Annotated in this window: 11 protein-coding genes; 4 read left to right on the top strand and 7 right to left on the bottom strand. The window is 76.6% G+C overall.

The features are described from left to right. Positions 1–53: 53 nt before the first annotated feature. From QC029_RS07165 to QC029_RS07140, 6 genes are all read right to left on the bottom strand, one after another. Entirely contained in the window at positions 54–1,100 is a 1,047-nt protein-coding gene (locus QC029_RS07165; protein WP_279554606.1) for a glutamate ABC transporter substrate-binding protein, read from the bottom strand. A gap of 37 nt (positions 1,101–1,137) precedes the next feature. After that, positions 1,138–2,517: a hypothetical protein gene (locus QC029_RS07160; RefSeq protein ID WP_279554605.1), complete on the bottom strand. Its 1,380-nt coding sequence runs from the start codon at positions 2,515–2,517 to the stop codon at positions 1,138–1,140. Between the two features lie 328 nt (positions 2,518–2,845). After that, on the bottom strand, positions 2,846–3,856 hold the full coding sequence (locus QC029_RS07155; RefSeq protein WP_279554604.1) for an N-acetylglucosamine kinase: 1,011 nt from the start codon (positions 3,854–3,856) through the stop codon (positions 2,846–2,848). Next, entirely contained in the window at positions 3,847–5,154 is a 1,308-nt protein-coding gene (locus QC029_RS07150; RefSeq protein WP_279554603.1) for a 6-phospho-beta-glucosidase, read from the bottom strand. Before QC029_RS07150 ends, QC029_RS07155 begins: the two co-directional genes overlap by 10 nt. A gap of 39 nt (positions 5,155–5,193) precedes the next feature. Further along, complete coding sequence (locus QC029_RS07145; RefSeq protein WP_279554602.1) at positions 5,194–6,522, bottom strand: ROK family transcriptional regulator; 1,329 nt, start codon at positions 6,520–6,522, stop codon at positions 5,194–5,196. A 229-nt stretch (positions 6,523–6,751) separates the two neighbouring features. Then, entirely contained in the window at positions 6,752–7,798 is a 1,047-nt protein-coding gene (locus QC029_RS07140) for a mechanosensitive ion channel family protein (protein WP_279554717.1), read from the bottom strand. A gap of 215 nt (positions 7,799–8,013) precedes the next feature. Here QC029_RS07140 and QC029_RS07135 point away from each other — a divergent pair, with 215 nt between their 5' ends. Beyond that, on the top strand, positions 8,014–8,559 hold the full coding sequence (locus tag QC029_RS07135) for an HNH endonuclease (RefSeq protein WP_279554601.1): 546 nt from the start codon (positions 8,014–8,016) through the stop codon (positions 8,557–8,559). A gap of 89 nt (positions 8,560–8,648) precedes the next feature. On the opposite strand, the gene QC029_RS07130 is transcribed toward QC029_RS07135, so the two are convergent. Continuing rightward, the gene (locus QC029_RS07130; protein ID WP_279554600.1) at positions 8,649–11,972 is read right to left on the bottom strand and encodes a beta-N-acetylglucosaminidase domain-containing protein; all 3,324 of its coding nucleotides are present in this window, start codon (positions 11,970–11,972) and stop codon (positions 8,649–8,651) included. A gap of 383 nt (positions 11,973–12,355) precedes the next feature. Between QC029_RS07130 and QC029_RS07125 the strand changes: the two genes are divergently transcribed. Genes QC029_RS07125 through QC029_RS07115 form a run of 3 tightly spaced genes read left to right on the top strand, consistent with a single transcriptional unit; the run spans position 12,356 to position 15,230 of the window. After that, a complete protein-coding gene (locus QC029_RS07125; protein WP_279554598.1) occupies positions 12,356–12,619 on the top strand; it encodes a hypothetical protein in 264 nt (87 codons plus the stop codon). Positions 12,620–12,655: 36 nt separating this feature from the next. Next, positions 12,656–14,926, top strand: coding sequence for a 4-alpha-glucanotransferase (gene malQ, locus QC029_RS07120; protein ID WP_279554597.1), 2,271 nt, complete (start codon positions 12,656–12,658; stop codon positions 14,924–14,926). Positions 14,927–14,936: 10 nt separating this feature from the next. Continuing rightward, complete coding sequence (locus tag QC029_RS07115; RefSeq protein WP_279554596.1) at positions 14,937–15,230, top strand: hypothetical protein; 294 nt, start codon at positions 14,937–14,939, stop codon at positions 15,228–15,230. Positions 15,231–15,423: the final 193 nt, after the last annotated feature.

The raw sequence follows: 15,423 nt of genomic DNA, 5'->3' as shown, positions 1-15,423 counted from the left end.
TGCCGTCGTGCCGTGATCGTGCCGTCGTGGCGGTGGCGGTGTCCGGCGCCCGCTCAGTCCCGGTAGACCGGGTCCGGGGGCGCCGGCTCCGCTATCTCCATCTTGTCGGCCAGCCACCGGTTGTATGCGGCCATCCACGGACTGTCCTCACCACCCCGGCGGTAGTCGTCGAGCACCTTGTTGACGCGGCGCACCAGATCCTCGTCCCCGAGGTTCATCGCGATGCCGTACGGCTCGACGGTCAGGGGCTCGCCGACGAGGTGGACGGAGGGGTCCTGCGCGGCCTGCCCGGCGGCCAGGGCGCTGTCGGTCATCACCGCGTCCACCTCGCCCAGCTGGAGCCGCACCAGGCAGTCGAGCTGGTGGCGCACGTACACCGGCCGCGCGCCCCTGGCGTCCTTCTCCAGCAGCGTCTGCGCGGTCGAACCGGCCGCCGTGCACAGCCGCCTGCCGCTCAGCGACCCGTCGAACCCCGTGACCGGCGAGGACCTGGGCGCGAGGATCTGCTGGCCGGCCTCGAAGTACGCGGTGGAGAACGCGACGTCCGCCAGCCGCTCGCAGGTGATGGACATGGTCCGCACCACCATGTCCACCTCGCGCCGCTCGATCGCGGGGATGCGCTGGTCGGTCGGGACGGTCTTGTAGACGATCTCGGGATCCTTCCCGAGCAGGTCCTCGGCGACGGCCCTCACCAGGTCGATGTCGAACCCGGTGAGCCTGCCGGAGGACGGGTCGCGGTAGCCCCACAGGTAGCTGTTCTGGTCGACGCCGACCACCAGCCGCCCCGCCTCCCGGACGCGCCGCACCGCGGGCCCGGCCTCCGCGGACGGGCGCAGGCTCCCGGCCGGGTCGCTGCCGTCGGCGCACCGCTCGCGCTCGGCGGCGGGACGCGCCCGCCCGGCGCCCGGCACGCGGTCCGCCGAGACGCCCGCCGCGGTGCCCCGGCCCGTCCCCGCGGACGGGTCCGCGGGCGCCGGGGGCAGCCCGGTGGCCGGCACCGTCTGGACCAGCACCGAGGCGGCCAGGGCGAGTCCGCCCACCGCCACGGCGATCGGCGTGCCGCGCCGAGCGCGGGCCGCGCCCGTCCGGGCCGCCCTCACGCGTACCCCCTCACCGCTGCCATCGCCGTCACCGCCCTCACCGGTACTCCGCCAGTCTGCGGCCGACGCCCAGCACCACGCCCGCGGCGCCGAGCACGGCCAGCGCGCCGACTCCGGCCGGCAGTCCGCCGAGCACGCCCCGGCCGCCCTCCGCCGCCCGCTCGAACTCCCGCTGCTCGTGCCGCACGGCCTCCGACAGCGCGGCGTCCACCGCGTCGAACGCGCCCCGCACGGTGTTCCCGCCGGGCTGGATCACCAGGGCGACCGCGTCGTCGTAGCGGCCGCTGTTCTCCAGCGCGCGGGCGGCCGCGTGGCGCTCCCGCCAGTGCGCCGCCGAGCGTACGGCCTCCTCGACCGGCCCGCGGCCCGCCTCGTCGTCCGCCAGCGCCAGGGCCCTGCCCAACTGCCCCCCGGCGCCCCCTCGGGAGCCGCCGTCCCCCAGGACCTCGCGCATGCCCCGGCGGTAGCTCTCCTCGTACAGCGCGCCGCCGCCGCGCGCCACCAGCGTCAGGCTCTCGTCGCCGCGCGCCTGGAGCACGCCCGCCCACGCCTCGTTGAGCGCCTGGAGGGAGCGGGCGCCGTGCCGGTCGGAGTCGCCGAGGCAGGACCGCGCGATCCCGTGCCCGGCCGCCAGCCACAGCAGTCCGGCGGCCGTCGCCGCGGTCGCCGCCAGCAGTCCGGGGCTGAACACCCGGTTGGTGCGCAGGTAGTGGCGGCGCTGCGCCCAGCCGAGCGCGGCGAGCGCGGCCGTACCGGTGAGCAGCGCGGGGACGGGCCAGGCGCGGGCGTCCTCGTAGTCCGCGCGCAGCCGGGCGGTCTCGGAGCGGTAGAGCGCCTCGGCGGCGGGCAGCATCTCCTCGCGCATCCGCTCGCTGGCGTGGCGCAGGTAGGCGCCGCCCAGGGGCAGCCCCTGCCGGTTGTTGGCGCGGGCGGTCTCCACCAGGCCCGTGTAGACGGGCAGTTGCTCGTTGAGTTCGGCTATCTCCTCGTGGCTGCGGGCCGAACCGCCGTTGTCGGCCGCCGCCTTGGCCAGCAGCCGGGAGGCGGTGCGGATGTCCCTCTCGTACCGCTCGCGCAGTTCGGGCGGCTCGTCGCCCCCGGCCAGGAAGGCCGCGGCGGCGGTGGTGTCGGCGTCGGCGAGGGAGCGGTAGACGCTCGCCGCGTCGGCGCTCAGCGGCTGGCTGCTGTCGATCACGGCGTCGGCGGCCCCGGCCCGGTCGGAGACCTGCCACGCCGCCTGGGCCCCGAACGCCAGCACCAGCGCGGCCAGGGCCGCCCCGATGATCCGCAGCCGCCCCGGTTCGGTCGTCGCCGCCCGGCGCAGCCGGCCCGCGTTCTCGGCCCAGGCCGTCCTGCGCGGCGGTACGGGCGCGGGCGCGGCGGGGGGCCGGGGAGGGGAGGACGGCGCATGTGTCACTGCTCGGGACCTCCCCCTCGGTCGCTGGCGCACCGGGCCCCCGCGCGGTGGAGACCGGGGAGCCCGGTCAGCAGTATGGCGGCCGGGGAGCGGTGACGGCACCGTTCCCGCCGGGATCTTGTTCGGATCGCGATCCCCGCGGGAGCAGCGGACCCTCCCCCCGCCCGGTGCCGCGGACGGCGCGCGCCCCCTCCGGCGCCACCCCCTCTCCCATGACACGCGGCAGGCGCGCATCCGGTTCTGCGCGCCGCGCATCGCGCCGCCGGGCGTGCGGTCGGGCCCGTGTGCTCGGGACGCGCGTCGGGCCCGTGTGCTCGGGTGCGCGTGCTCAGGCGCGCGCGGCGTAGTGCGCGCGCAACCGGGCGTACGGGGCGGGCCCGGCCCCCAGCCGGTCCAGGGCCAGCAGCCCGGCGCCGAGCACCGGGGGCGCGGTGACCACGTGAGCGGTGGCCCGCGGGGCGCGCTCGGCCAGCAGGGCGAGCAGGCGGTCGTGGAGGAGCGGGTGGCGGGCCGCCACGACGCCGCCGCCGAGCACCACCGGCGTCGGGGTACCGAGCAGGTCCAGGCGCTCCAGCGTCACCGCGGCCATCACCGCGATCTCCTCGGCCTGCCGCTCCACCAGCGAGCGGGCCACCGCGTCGCCCCCGGCGGCCACCGCGAAGAGGACGGGCACGAGCTCGTGCCTGCGCCCGCCCGGCAGGTCCCCCAGGTGCAGCGCCTCGATCAGCGCGTACATGCTGGGCAGCGCGAAGTGCGCGGGCAGCGCCCGGGCCAGCCCGGTGTCCGGGCCCCGGCCGTCCTCGGCGCGGGCGGCGTGCCACAGCGCCTCCTCCACCAGCCCCCCGCCGCCGCCCCAGTCGCCGGAGAGCCGGCCGACGGCGGGGAAGCGGTGGACGCGGCCGTCGGCGGCGACGCCGACGCAGTTGACGCCCGCGCCGCACACGACGGCGACCCCGTGCCGCGGCGAGCCGTCGTCGGGCAGGCCCGCGCGCAGGATCGCGAACGTGTCGTTGGCGACGCGGGTGGTGCGGCCCCAGCCGAGGGCGTCGATCCGCTCCGCCAGCTCCCGCTCCTCGCGCGGCAGGTCGGCGTTGGCCAGGCAGGCCGACACGTGCTCGGCCAGGGGGGCGCCGGGGTCCGTCCCCAGCCCGGCCTCCTCCGCCGCCCGCGCCACCGTCTCCGCCAGCGACGCGACGGCCGCCGCGGCCCCGACCGCCGGCGGCTGGAAACCGCCGCCGCGCGCCGAGCCGAGCACCGTCCCGTCCCCGGCGACCAGCGCCACGTCGGTCTTGCTGTTGCCCGCGTCGACCGCCAGCGCGGCGGCCCGCGTCAGGCCCATGAGAGGTGCTCCCGGTTGTGCGCGATCAGGCGGTCCGTCAGCTCCTCGGCGAGGGCGTACTGGCCGACCAGGGGATGGGCCAGCAGCGCGGCGAACACCCGGTCCCGGCCGCCGCGCAGGGCGGCGTCCAGCGCCAGGTGCTCGTACGCCGTCACGGCCGCGATCAGGCCCGTGTGGAGCGGGCTCAGCGGCGGTACGGGCAGGGGCTCGGCGCCCGCCGGGGAGACCTCGGCCGGGACCTCGATCACCGCGTCGTCGGGGAGGAAGGGCAGGGTGCCGTCGTTGCGGACGTTGACCACCTGCACATCCGCCCGCGCACCGCCGCCCGTGCCGCCCGCGCCGTCCGTCCCGTCCCGCCCGCCGCCCAGCAGCGCGGCGACCAGGGCGACGGCGGCCTCGGAGTAGTAGGCGCCGCCGCGCCGGCCCAGCAGCTCCGGCTTGGTGTCCAGCGCAGGATCGGCATACATCTCCAGCAGCCTGCGCTCCATCGCGGCGACCTCCGCCGCCCGCGAGGGCCTGGTGCGCATCTCGGCCACGACCTCGTCGTGCGCGTAGAAGTAGCGCAGGTAGTACGAGGGCACGGCGCCCAGCCGGTGCAGGAGGGGCTCGGGCAGCCGCAGGTCGGCGGCGATCGCCGCGCCGTGCCCGGCCAGCAGTCCGGGCAGGACGTCCCGCCCGTCCGGGCCGCCCAGGCGCACCCCCAGCTCCCAGGTGAGGTGGTTGAGCCCGACGTGGTCGAGGTGGATCTCCTCCGGGCGCACCTCCAGCAGCGCGGCGAACTTCCGCTGGAGCCCGATGGCCACGTTGCACAGGCCCACCGCCCGGTGGCCCTCGTTCAGCAGCGCGCGGGTGACGATGCCGACCGGGTTGGTGAAGTCGACGATCCACGCGCCGGGGTTGGCGCGGCGCACCCGCTCGGCGATGTCCAGGACGACGGGCACGGTGCGCAGCGCCTTGGCCAGCCCGCCCGCGCCCGTGGTCTCCTGCCCGACGCAGCCGCACTCCAGCGGCCACGTCTCGTCCCTCTCGCGGGCCGCCTGGCCGCCCACGCGGAGCTGGAGCAGCACGGCGTCGGCGTCCGCGACGGCCGCGTCCAGGTCGGAGGTGGTGGTGACCTCGGCCGGGTGGCCGGCCCGGGCGAGGATCCGGCGGGCGAGCCCGCCGACCGGCTCCAGCCGGTCCGGGGCGGGGTCGGCCAGGACCAGCTCGGTGACCGGGAGGACGTCCCGCAACCGGGCGAAGCCGTCGACGAGTTCGGGGGTGTAGGTGGACCCGCCGCCCACCACTGCGAGTTTCACGGGACCGCATCCTCCTCGGGAACCTGGGAAAGCCGGACGTCAGCGGGAGGTGTCGAACACCTCGTCGCGGGTGGTGGCCAGGGCGCTCTCCAGCGCCCCGCTCAGCACGGGGTGTTCGGTGACGGCGCCGACGACCAGCCGCGGCCGGGGCGCCGCCAGCTCGGCCAGTTCCCGCTGGACCATCGTGCGCAGCACCTCGCCGCCGGCGGTGAGCACGCCGCCGGACAGCACGATCAGCTCCGGGTCCAAGACGGCGACCAGCGCGGCCAGCCCGGTCGCGAGCCCGGTGGCGGTGCGCCGCAGCAGCTCGCCGTACGGGCCCCCGCCGTCTCCACTGCCCCCGCCGTCCCCACTGCCCCCACTGCCCCCGCCGTCCCTGACGTCCACGCCGTCCCTGACGTCCCCCGCACCGCTCCCGGCGCCCTCGGTGGGCTCCTGGCCGGTCTGCTCCACCGCACGGGCCAGCAGCCGCGCCGCGGCCTCGCCGGGCGGGCCGGGCGGGGGCTCGACGCCCAGCTCGCGCGCCGTCCGCAGCAGCGCGTGCGCGCCCGCCAGCTCCTGGAATCCGCCGCTGTTGGCCCGCGCGACCCGGCGGATCAGCGGGGCGCCGGGCACCGGCAGGAAGCCCACCTCGCCCGCGCCGCCGGTCCAGCCGCGGTGCAGCCGCCCGCCCAGCACCAGGGCGGCCCCGATGCCGTCCTCGTTCCACAGCAGGACGAAGTCGCCGTGGCCGCGGGCGGCCCCCAGGCGCTGCTCGGCGACGGCGACGAGGTTGACGTCGTTGTCGTAGTCCAGCGGCATCGGCAGCGCGGCGGCCAGCTCCTCCAGCAGGTCGGGGGAGTGCCAGCCGGGCAGGTGGGAGGCGTAGCGCAGCCGTCCGGTGCGCGGGTCGAAGGCGCCGGGGGTGCCGATGACGACGCGGTGCAGTTCGGCGCGGGTGAGCCCGGCGGCCTTGGCGGCGCCGTCCACGGCGGCCGTCACCTGCGCCACGGCCGTCTCGGCGGGCTGCCGCCCGGAACGTCCCGGCGCGGGCACCTCGAAGGTGCCGACGGTGCGGCCGGTGATGTCGGCGACCGCGGCGCGGATCCGGGCGGCGGTGACGTCGAGCCCGGCGACGTGGGCCACGGCCGGGTCGAGGGAGTAGAGCTGGGCGTTGGGCCCCGGGCGGCCCCGGCTGGTGCCGGTGACCCGGACCAGGCCGGCGGCCTCCAGACGGGCCAGGAGCTGGGAGGCGGTCGGCTTGGACAGCCCGGTCAGCCTGCCGATGCGGCTGCGTGAGAGCGGGCCGTGGGTGAGCAGCAGTTCCAGGGCGGCGCGGTCGTTCATCGCGCGCAGCACCCGGGGGGTCCCCGGCGTGGTCCCGGCCATGGGCCCTCCCCGCACGGCATTGTCAGGAAAGCTTCCTGTCGTGTGGGCAGGACCCTAGGGCCCGGCTCCGGCCGGCGTCAACGGACGAGACGGGTGCGGGCCCTCCGCGCGGGCCCGCACCCCTGCGCTCCGTCCCCCGGCGCCTGCCGGTGTCTCCGTGTGTCTTCCGGTGTCTCCCCGTGCCTGCCGGTGTCTCCGTACGCCTTCCGCGTGCCCGCGCCCCCGGTGCTCAGGACCGCCGCCCGCCGGCGCCCCGGCCGAGGTCCCGCACGGCGTCCTTCACCGGGACCGCCGCCTCCTTCGCGGGGACCGGTCCCTTCTCCGGCCGGGCCCCGCCCGCGCCGCGCTCCAGGGCGCCCAGGTCCTCGTCCAGCTTCCGCAGGGTGACCAGCGACTCCTCGTCCACCATCCGGATGCCCCGCGCGTCCAGCGCCCGCTTGATCCGCCAGCGCAGCTCGCGCTCCACCGGCAGCGCCTTGCCCGGCATGGTCTTGGCCGCGACCCGGATGACCATGGTGTCCAGCGTCACCGAGTTCAGGCCCAGCACCTCCACCGGCGCCCACAGGACCTCGTCCCACGGCGAGGACGTCGACATCTCCTCGCCGGCCGCCGCGATCGCCGACCGGACCTCGTCCAGGTCCTCGTCCGAGCGGACCTCCACGTCCAGGGCGGCCGTCGCCCAGCCCTGGCTGAGGTTGCCGACCCGCTTGATCTCGCCGTTGCGCACGTACCAGATCTCGCCGTCGTCGCCGCGCAGCTTGGTCACCCGCAGCCCGATCTCCAGCACCGTGCCGGTGGCCTCGCCCGCGTCGATGCGGTCGCCGACCCCGTACTGGTCCTCCAGCAGCACGAACATCCCGGTCAGCACGTCCGTGACCAGGTTGCGGGCGCCGAAGCCGATCGCCACGCCCGCGACACCGGCGCTGGCCAGCAGCGGGGCGAGGTCGATGCCCAGGGTCGACAGCGCGATCAGCGCCGCCGTCCCCATGATCACGAACGTGGTGACGCTGCGCAGCACCGAGCCGATGGCCTCCGTGCGCTGGCGCCGCCGCTCGGCGTTGACCAGCAGGCCGCGCAGGGCGTTGCCGCTCGCCTCGGCCTCGGCGTTGCGGTTCATGCGGGCGATCAGCCGCGTGATGGCCCGGCGGACGACCGAGCGCAGCACGACGGCGATCACCATGATCAGCGCGATGCGCAGGCCGATGGCGAGCCAGGTCCCCCAGTTCTCCTCTATCCAGCCGGCGGCGTTCGTGGCGGTCTCGTGCGCCTCGTCCATGGAATCCACCCACAACACACTAACGGGGGACAGGTCGCCGAACAGGCCGTCACGCCCCGGATAGCGCCGGTGCCGGGCGGGGGAGAAACGGTGTGTGGTCGAAAACACGCTCAGCGCGTTACGCGATCGTGGTGGCGCCGCCACCGGCACGCGGGACACACTGGGGGAGATCGTCCCGGCGCGAGCCACGCGCCGCCGACGTACAAGGAGGCACCGTGCCGCATGTCCTGGTCCTCAACGCGTCGTACGAGCCGCTCGGCGTCGTACCGCTCCGCCGCGCGCTCATCCTCGTCCTCAACGGCAAGGCGATAAGCCTGGAGGACTCCGGCGCCCTCATGCACAGCGCGACCCAAGCCATACCGGCCCCGAGCGTCGTCCGCCTGAAACGCTTCGTGCGCGTGCCCTTCCGCGGCACGGTGCCGCTCACCCGCCGCGCCCTGTTCGCCCGTGACGGCGGCAGGTGCGCGTACTGCGGTGGCGTCGCAACCAGCGTCGACCACGTCGTCCCGCGCAGCCGCGGCGGGCAGCACTCCTGGGAGAACGTGGTGGCGGCCTGCCGCCGCTGCAACCACGTCAAGGCCGACCGCCACGTCTCGGAGCTGGGCTGGCGGCTGCGCCACCAACCAGCCCCGCCGACCGGCCTGGCCTGGCGGATCATCGGGACGGGACACCGGGACCCGCGCTGGCTGCCGTACTTGCGGCCGTACGGCGCGGACGACGCCCTCGCCCGGATCGACGGCAGGACGACGACACCTGCCTGAGGTCCGGGCCCTGTTGTAAGGGGCGTCGCAAGGGACGCCGCAAGGGAGTCGTACGGGGCCGGTGACGGCCCCGTACGGCGGCGTGCCCGCTACCGTCCGGCCCCGCCGTCCCGTCCGGCCCCGCCGTCCCGTCCGGCCCCGTTGTCCCGGTCCTTCCGCTCCTCCCGGCCCTCCCGGTCCTCCACGGCGTAGACCTCCAGCGACCACAGCGAGAGGCCGAAGCGGGTCGCCCGCTCGTCACCGACCACCCGCACGTGGCGGGTGCCGGCCGGGGCGTCCATCCGCACCGTCTCCCGGCCGCCCCGCCCGTCGCGGACGGTGGCGGCCGTGCTCCAGCTCCTGCCGTCCGGCGAGACCTGGACGCGGTAGCGGGAGGCGTACGCGTCCTGCCAGTGCAGCCGCACCTCGCCGACCCGGGCCGGGCGGTCCAGCTCCACCCGCAGCCACTGCCCGTCCGCCGCGGGCGAGGACCAGCGCGTCTCCGGGTCGCCGTCGGTGGCGGCCGAGGCGGGGAAGTCCTCGGTCTCGTCGGCCGAGGAGCCGGTCCGCGCGCCGCGGGCCAGGTCCGGCCCGCCGGTGGGCGGATAGGCGCGCACCGTCAGCGTCCGCTGCCTGCTCTCGCCCCCGGCGGTGAGGGTGACGGGGATGCGGTACGTGCCCGGCCGTACGTCCTTGCCGGCCCGGACCTCGATCTCCGCCGTCGCGGGCACACCGCGCTGGAGCGTGACCCGGCGCGGCGCCCGCACCGTGAAGCCCTCGGGCGCCCGCACGGTCAGCCGCCCGCGCACGTCGGTGGGCCGGTGGCCGGTCAGCCGGGCCCCGACCACCGCGGGGCCGCCGCCGATGACGGCGTTGGTCTCCTCGCGGGCCAGCTCCAGGCCGGTACCGGGGGAGTCGGAGTACCAGGGCGTCAGCTCGTGGACCACCGGCGCCTTCGAGCCGGGCTGCCAGGCCAGCCGCACGGCGTCCGCCCGCAGGCCGTCGGCCCGCACCTCCGTCCAGCCCTGGTCGGAGAGCGTGCCGAGCCGCTTCCAGCCCTCGCCCGGCACGTGCGCCTCGACGGCGGCGCGGGCGCCCGTGCCCGGTTCGGACTGGACGGTGACCGCCTCCAGGGAGCGTGCCCGGGGCAGCCGCAGCACCAGTTCCCGGGACGCGGCACCGGCGTCCGCGTCCGGGCCGGCCGCGTCGTCCGGCGGATCGGCGGGGCGGAAGGCGGTGGCGGGATCGCCGTCGGCGGCGTCCTCCGGCGAGGAGCCCGGCAGCGCCGCGGGGCCGCCGCGGACCCGTTCCCCGGAGCGCTCGGCCTCCCCCGTCCTGCCGCCCGCGCCGGACCAGTCGTCGGAGATCCGCAGCGCCTTGTCCACGAAGGCGGGCAGCACGTCCTCGCCGACCGTCACCCCGCTCCCGCGGGCCTCGGCGCGCAGCCGCTGGAGCTCCAGCCGCGCCTGCCACGCCCCGGCGCCGTCCCCGCGCCGCTGGGCCGCCAGCATGTCCAGCGCGTACTGGCCCGCCCGGCCGTAGCGGGCCAGCTGCCGCACCCAGGGGCGCATCTCGTCGCTCAGGGCGCCGCCGGCGACGCCCGCCAGGTTCTCCGGGGCCTCGCGCAGGACGGCGAAGGCGTCGCGGAGCCGGCCGGACGCGGCGGCGAACCTCCCGTCGTCCTCGCCCGCGTGGGCCCTCCAGAAGGCGTCGAGCAGCGGGGCGAGGTAGGCCGACTCCCTCTCGTCCAGCACCGAGGAGGAGTTGTTGGCGGCGAGCGCGTGCAGCGCCTCGCGGGCCTTCCCCGCCGGCTCCCCGGAGCCGCCCGGGTCCTTCCGGTCCTCCGCTTCCTTCCGGGCTCCGGCCCCCTCCGCCGGTCCGCCCGCCGCGGCCAGGTCGTCGACGGCGGCCTTCCAGGACTCCTCCGGCCGGTAGCCGCGGGGGTTCCAGGCGTAGTCGGCGACCGTGAACAGCGGCAGGCGCGAGGCTGTCGCCTGCTCCATCGCGTTGGCCAGCAGCGCCGCCGAGCGGTTGGCGACGGCCGGCTCCCGGCCGGTGTACGGGCCGAGGAAGACGCGGTCGCCGGCGTAGTCGTTGACCGGGTAGTTGTCCATGGTGACCAGCGGGTGGCGGAAGACCGAGCGGGCCCGGGCCAGTTCGCCGCCGGTGATGGTGGCGGGCACGACCCCGACCCCCGTCCAGGCCACCTCCACGTCCGCGTCCAGCCCCTCCGCGAGCGCGGCGCGGTACTCGGTCGGGCCGTCCTGGTAGAACTCCGTGGGCACCACCGACAGCGGCACCGCGTCGCGCCCGAAGCCGTACCGCCGGGCCAGGTGCGCCGCCACCTCGTTGGCCAGCTCCGTGTGGGCGGTGGCCGCGGCCCGCGGTCCCGTGCCGTAGCGCTCGGCGTCCGCGTCGCAGTGCCACTCGGTGTAGCTGACGTCCTCGAAGCGGAGCTGGAACGCCCGCACCCCCAGCGCCGCCATGGCGTCGATCTTGCGCAGCAGGGCCTTCCGGTCGTCGCCGGAGGCCAGGCACATCGACTGCCCCGGCGAGACGGCCCAGCCGAGCACCACGTGGTTGCGGCGGGCGCGCTCGGCGAGCTCGCGGAACTGGGCGCGCCGCGCGGCGGGGTAGGGGTCGCGCCAGCGCGACTGGCGGAAGGCGTCGTCGCCGGGGGCGTACAGGTAGCGGTTCTGCTTGGTGCGGCCCATGAAGTCCAGGTGCGCCAGCCGCTCCCGGTGCGACCACGCCTCGCCGTAGAAGCCCTCCGCGGTGCCGCGCACGGGGGAGGCGGGCCAGTCGCGCACGACGGCCCCGGTGATCTCCGCCCCGCCGTCGCGGACGGTCACCAGCTGGCGCAGCGTCTGCGCGGCGTGGAACAGCCCGTCCCGGCCCACGCCGGCCAGCGCGGCCGTACCGCCCGGCCCGTCCAGCCCGTCCGCACGGCCGACCGCCAGCCGGTAGCCGCCCGCGGGAAGGTCGCCGGGCTCGGCGGCGCCCAGGACGCGCAGCGCCCGCCCGGCGGACTTCTCCCCGGCGCGCACCACCAGGCCCCGGGCGCGTACCTCCTGGCCCGGGCGCACGGTGCGCACCTCGCGCGCTCCGGCCGCGCGCAGGACGCCGCGGAGGACGTCGAGGGCGTACGGGTCGGCGTCCTCGTCCGCCACCAGCAGGACCTCGTCCCCGACGGGGACCGGCTCGCCCCGCGTCCGCAGGGCCTGGGGGCGCGGCCAGACGCCGGGAGCGCCGTCCAGCGAGACGCGGGCGTCCCGGTCGGCGGTGTCCCGCGCCGGCGGGGACGCGGCCCTGTCCGGCTGCGGCGGTGCGGCCTGTGCGTTCGGCGCGCCGCCGAGCAGCCCGCCGAGAACGGCCGCGACCAGCGCCGTCGCACCGGTCCTGCGCGTGGCGCGGCCATGCGTCGCGTGGTTCACGTCTCTGTCGGCCCTTCTCGCCCCGTTCAGATACGGCTCTCAAGCTGCGGACCGGACCCGCCGGTCGGCGACGAGCCCATCACCGCCGCGGTCGGGGTGTCAACGACGGGGGCCGAAGTGCCGGGTTTGTCACCCGGTGCGGCCGGGGCCGGAGGGAGCGGGGCCGGCGCGCGCCCCGAGGTGGTCGCTTCTGGGAGGGCGGTAAATCTTGGTCGAGATGCCCGCTTTGCTCGAATGCCCTACGCTGACAGGCGCGTCAAACCGTGAAATCATCGGCGGTGAGCCTGTGACCCGGCTCACGTTTGTACCGCTGAAAGTGTCTGGGTTCCGCCTCAGTGGGTAGGGCCTTGATGTCCGACCGACAGCAACGAACGGAGGCCCCCGTGGCCGCGTCCGCTGAACTCCTCGCCCCCCACACCCTGTTCCCCAAACAGGGGCGGGAGCCGATCGACCTGTCCGGTGTCTCCGACCCCGACTCCGGCCTGGACGGCTCCTGCTCCTGGGACCACGCCGAAACGCCGCTGACCAGCGAACCCCCGCTCGCCGACGCCGCTCCGCTCACCAGTGAGCCGCCCCTCGCCGCCGAACTCCCGCTGACCAGCGAACCGGCCGGGGTGGGATACGGGACGGATTCCGCGGAAATCTAGGTCATGGGAGGCCCAGGGAGAGCGGAGGGAGATCCAATGAGCCGACTGGCGCGACTCGCCGCGGCACACGGAGTCTGCACCTCCTACGACCCGGCCCCGGGCCGTACGCTCCAGGTGCCCGACGAGACGATCGTCGAGGTGCTCGCCGCACTGGGCGTCGACGCCTCCACCCCCGACGCCGTACGCGACGCGCTGGAGCGCCACGCGCACGAGGAGGCGGCCCGGCTGCTTCCTCCCACCGTCGTCGTACGCGCGGTCTCCCGCGGCGGCGCCTCGCCGCCCGCCGCCTCCCCCTCCGCCGTCCGCGGCGGCGTCCCCCCGCTCCCCGACGGCACCGTGCTGCGGGTCGAGACGGAGGACGGCCGCGACCTGGACTGGGGGGCGGACCCGGACGCCGACGGCGAACGGCTGCCCCTGGGCTGCCACACCCTCCACGCCGAGGCCCCCGACGGCCGGACGGCCCGCGCCGCCCTGATCGTCGCGCCGGACCGCTTCCCCGCCCTGGAGGGGCGCTCCTTCGGGCTGCTGGTCCAGCTCTACTCGCTGCTGTCCTCGCGCTCGTGGGGCATGGGGGACCTGGCCGACCTGGCCGACCTCGCCGCCTGGGCCGGACGCGCGACCGGCGCCGACTTCATCCAGCTCAACCCCCTGCACTCGGCCGTGCCCGCCGCCGAGGGCGAGACGGTCGACCCCTCCCCGTACCGCCCCTCCTCGCGGCGCTTCGCCGATCCGGTGCACCTGCGGATCGAGGAGATCCCCGAGTACGCCTACCTGCGCGGCGAGGCCCGCGCGCGGGCGGACGAACTGCTGGCCCGCGCCGCCGAGCTGCGCGAGGCCACCCTCACCAAGGACGGGCGGATCGACCGCGACGTGGTGTGGTCGCTCAAGCGCCGCGCCCTGGAACTGCTGCGCACCGTCCCCCTCAGCCCCGGCCGCCACGTCGCCTACTGCGACTTCCTCGCCGAGCAGGGCCAGGCCCTGGACGACCACGCCACCTGGTGCGCCCTGGCCGAGGTCCACGGACCCGACTGGCGCTCCTGGCCCGCCGGCCTGGACGACCCCCGGTCGGCCGCCACCACCCGCGCCCGCGGCGAGCTGCTGGACCGGGTGGACTTCCACAGCTGGCTGGCCTGGCTCACCGACGCCCAGCTCGCCCGCGCCCAGCGCACCGCCCACGACGCGGGCATGTCCATCGGACTGGTGCACGACCTGGCGCTCGGCGTCCACCCCTCCGGCGCGGAGGCCTGGGCGCTCAAGGACTTCCTGGCCACCGGCATGTCCATCGGCGCCCCGCCGGACGCCTTCAGCCCCCACGGTCAGGACTGGGGCCTGCCGCCCTGGAGCCCGGACGCGCTGGCCGCCTCCGGCTACGCCCCCTACCGCGCGCTGCTGCGCGAGCTGCTGCGCCACACCGGCGGGCTGCGCATCGACCACGTGATGGGCCTGTTCCGGCTGTGGTGGATCCCCGAGGGCCGCCCGCCCACGGAGGGCGCCTACGTCCGCTACGACGCCGAGGCCATGCTCGGCGTGCTCGCCCTGGAGGCGCACCGCGCCGGGGCCGTCGTCATCGGCGAGGACCTGGGCACGGTCGAGCCGGGCGTGCGCGGGGAGCTGGCCGGGCGCGGTGTGCTGGGCACCTCCGTGCTGTGGTTCGAGCGCGACTACGACCACACGCGCACCCCCCAGCACGAGACGCCCCAGCCGCTGGAGCCGCAGGACTGGCGCGCCGACTGCCTGGCCACCGCCACCACCCACGACCTGCCCAGCACCGCCGCCCGCCTCAGCGGCGACCACGTCCGGCTGCGCCACGGCCTCGGACTGCTGTCCGGCCCCCTCGCCGAGGAGCAGACCCGGGACGCCATGGAGACCGCCGAGTGGATCTCCCACCTGACCCGCCTGGACCTGCTGCCGGAGGGCCCCGGCGAGGAGGAGGGCGAGATCAGGGGCATCTACCGCTTCCTGGCCCGCACCCCGGCGAAGATGGTCGGCGTCTGGCTGCCCGACGGCATCGGCGACCGGCGCCCGCAGAACGTGCCGGGCACCTGGGACCAGTACCCCAACTGGCGGCTGCCCGTCGCCGACGGCGACGGCAGGCCCGTCACCCTGGAGGAGATGGTCACCTCACCCCGTCTGCGCGACCTGCTGGAGACGGTGTACGAGGAACTGCACGGGCCGCGCGAGTGCCGCATACCGGCTCCCGGGCAGCAGGGCGGAGCGTGCGAGGAGGGCCGGGCGGAGGGCCGTGCGGAGATCCGCACGGAATCCGAAGGCCACCCTGGACGCGTGTCCTCCGGAGACGTTCGCTAGCGTTGACTCCGTGGACAACAAGGTCAACGAGAACGTCAGGAGCGCCGGCACCGCCGTGCGCGCCGGATTCGTCACCGCCCTCACCGCGCTGACGCTGCTGGTCGCCTCCCCCTCCGCCCTCGCCCTCTACCGCGACGACGGCGACGACCCGGGCACCGGCCTGAGCGTGGTCGAGACCCTCGGTCTCTACGTCGTGGCGCCCGTCGCCCTGTTCGTGATCGTCACCGTGCTGGTGATGGTCGGCGACAAGTCCTCGCGCCCGAGCGGTCAGATCGGCGGCCGCCAGGAGCCGAACCGCGGCTGACCCGCGGTTGAACCGCGGCGTTCCGCCGGTCGGCCCGGTGATCCGGTCGCCGGCCGGCCCCGCCGGGGGACCGGGCGGGTCCGTGGCGTCCCCGCACGGCCCCACGGATCCCGCCGGCGCCGGCCCGGCTGACGACCGGTGCCGGCCCGGCTGACCGGCTGACGGCAGGTGCCGTCGGCGACGGCACCTGCCG

The sequence above is a fragment of the Streptomyces sp. DH37 genome (assembly GCF_029813835.1).
In the GTDB taxonomy this organism is placed as follows: Bacteria; Actinomycetota; Actinomycetes; order Streptomycetales; family Streptomycetaceae; genus Streptomyces.
The sequence above is the reverse complement of the archived record's forward strand: the minus strand, read 5'-3'. Positions and strand labels throughout refer to the sequence as shown.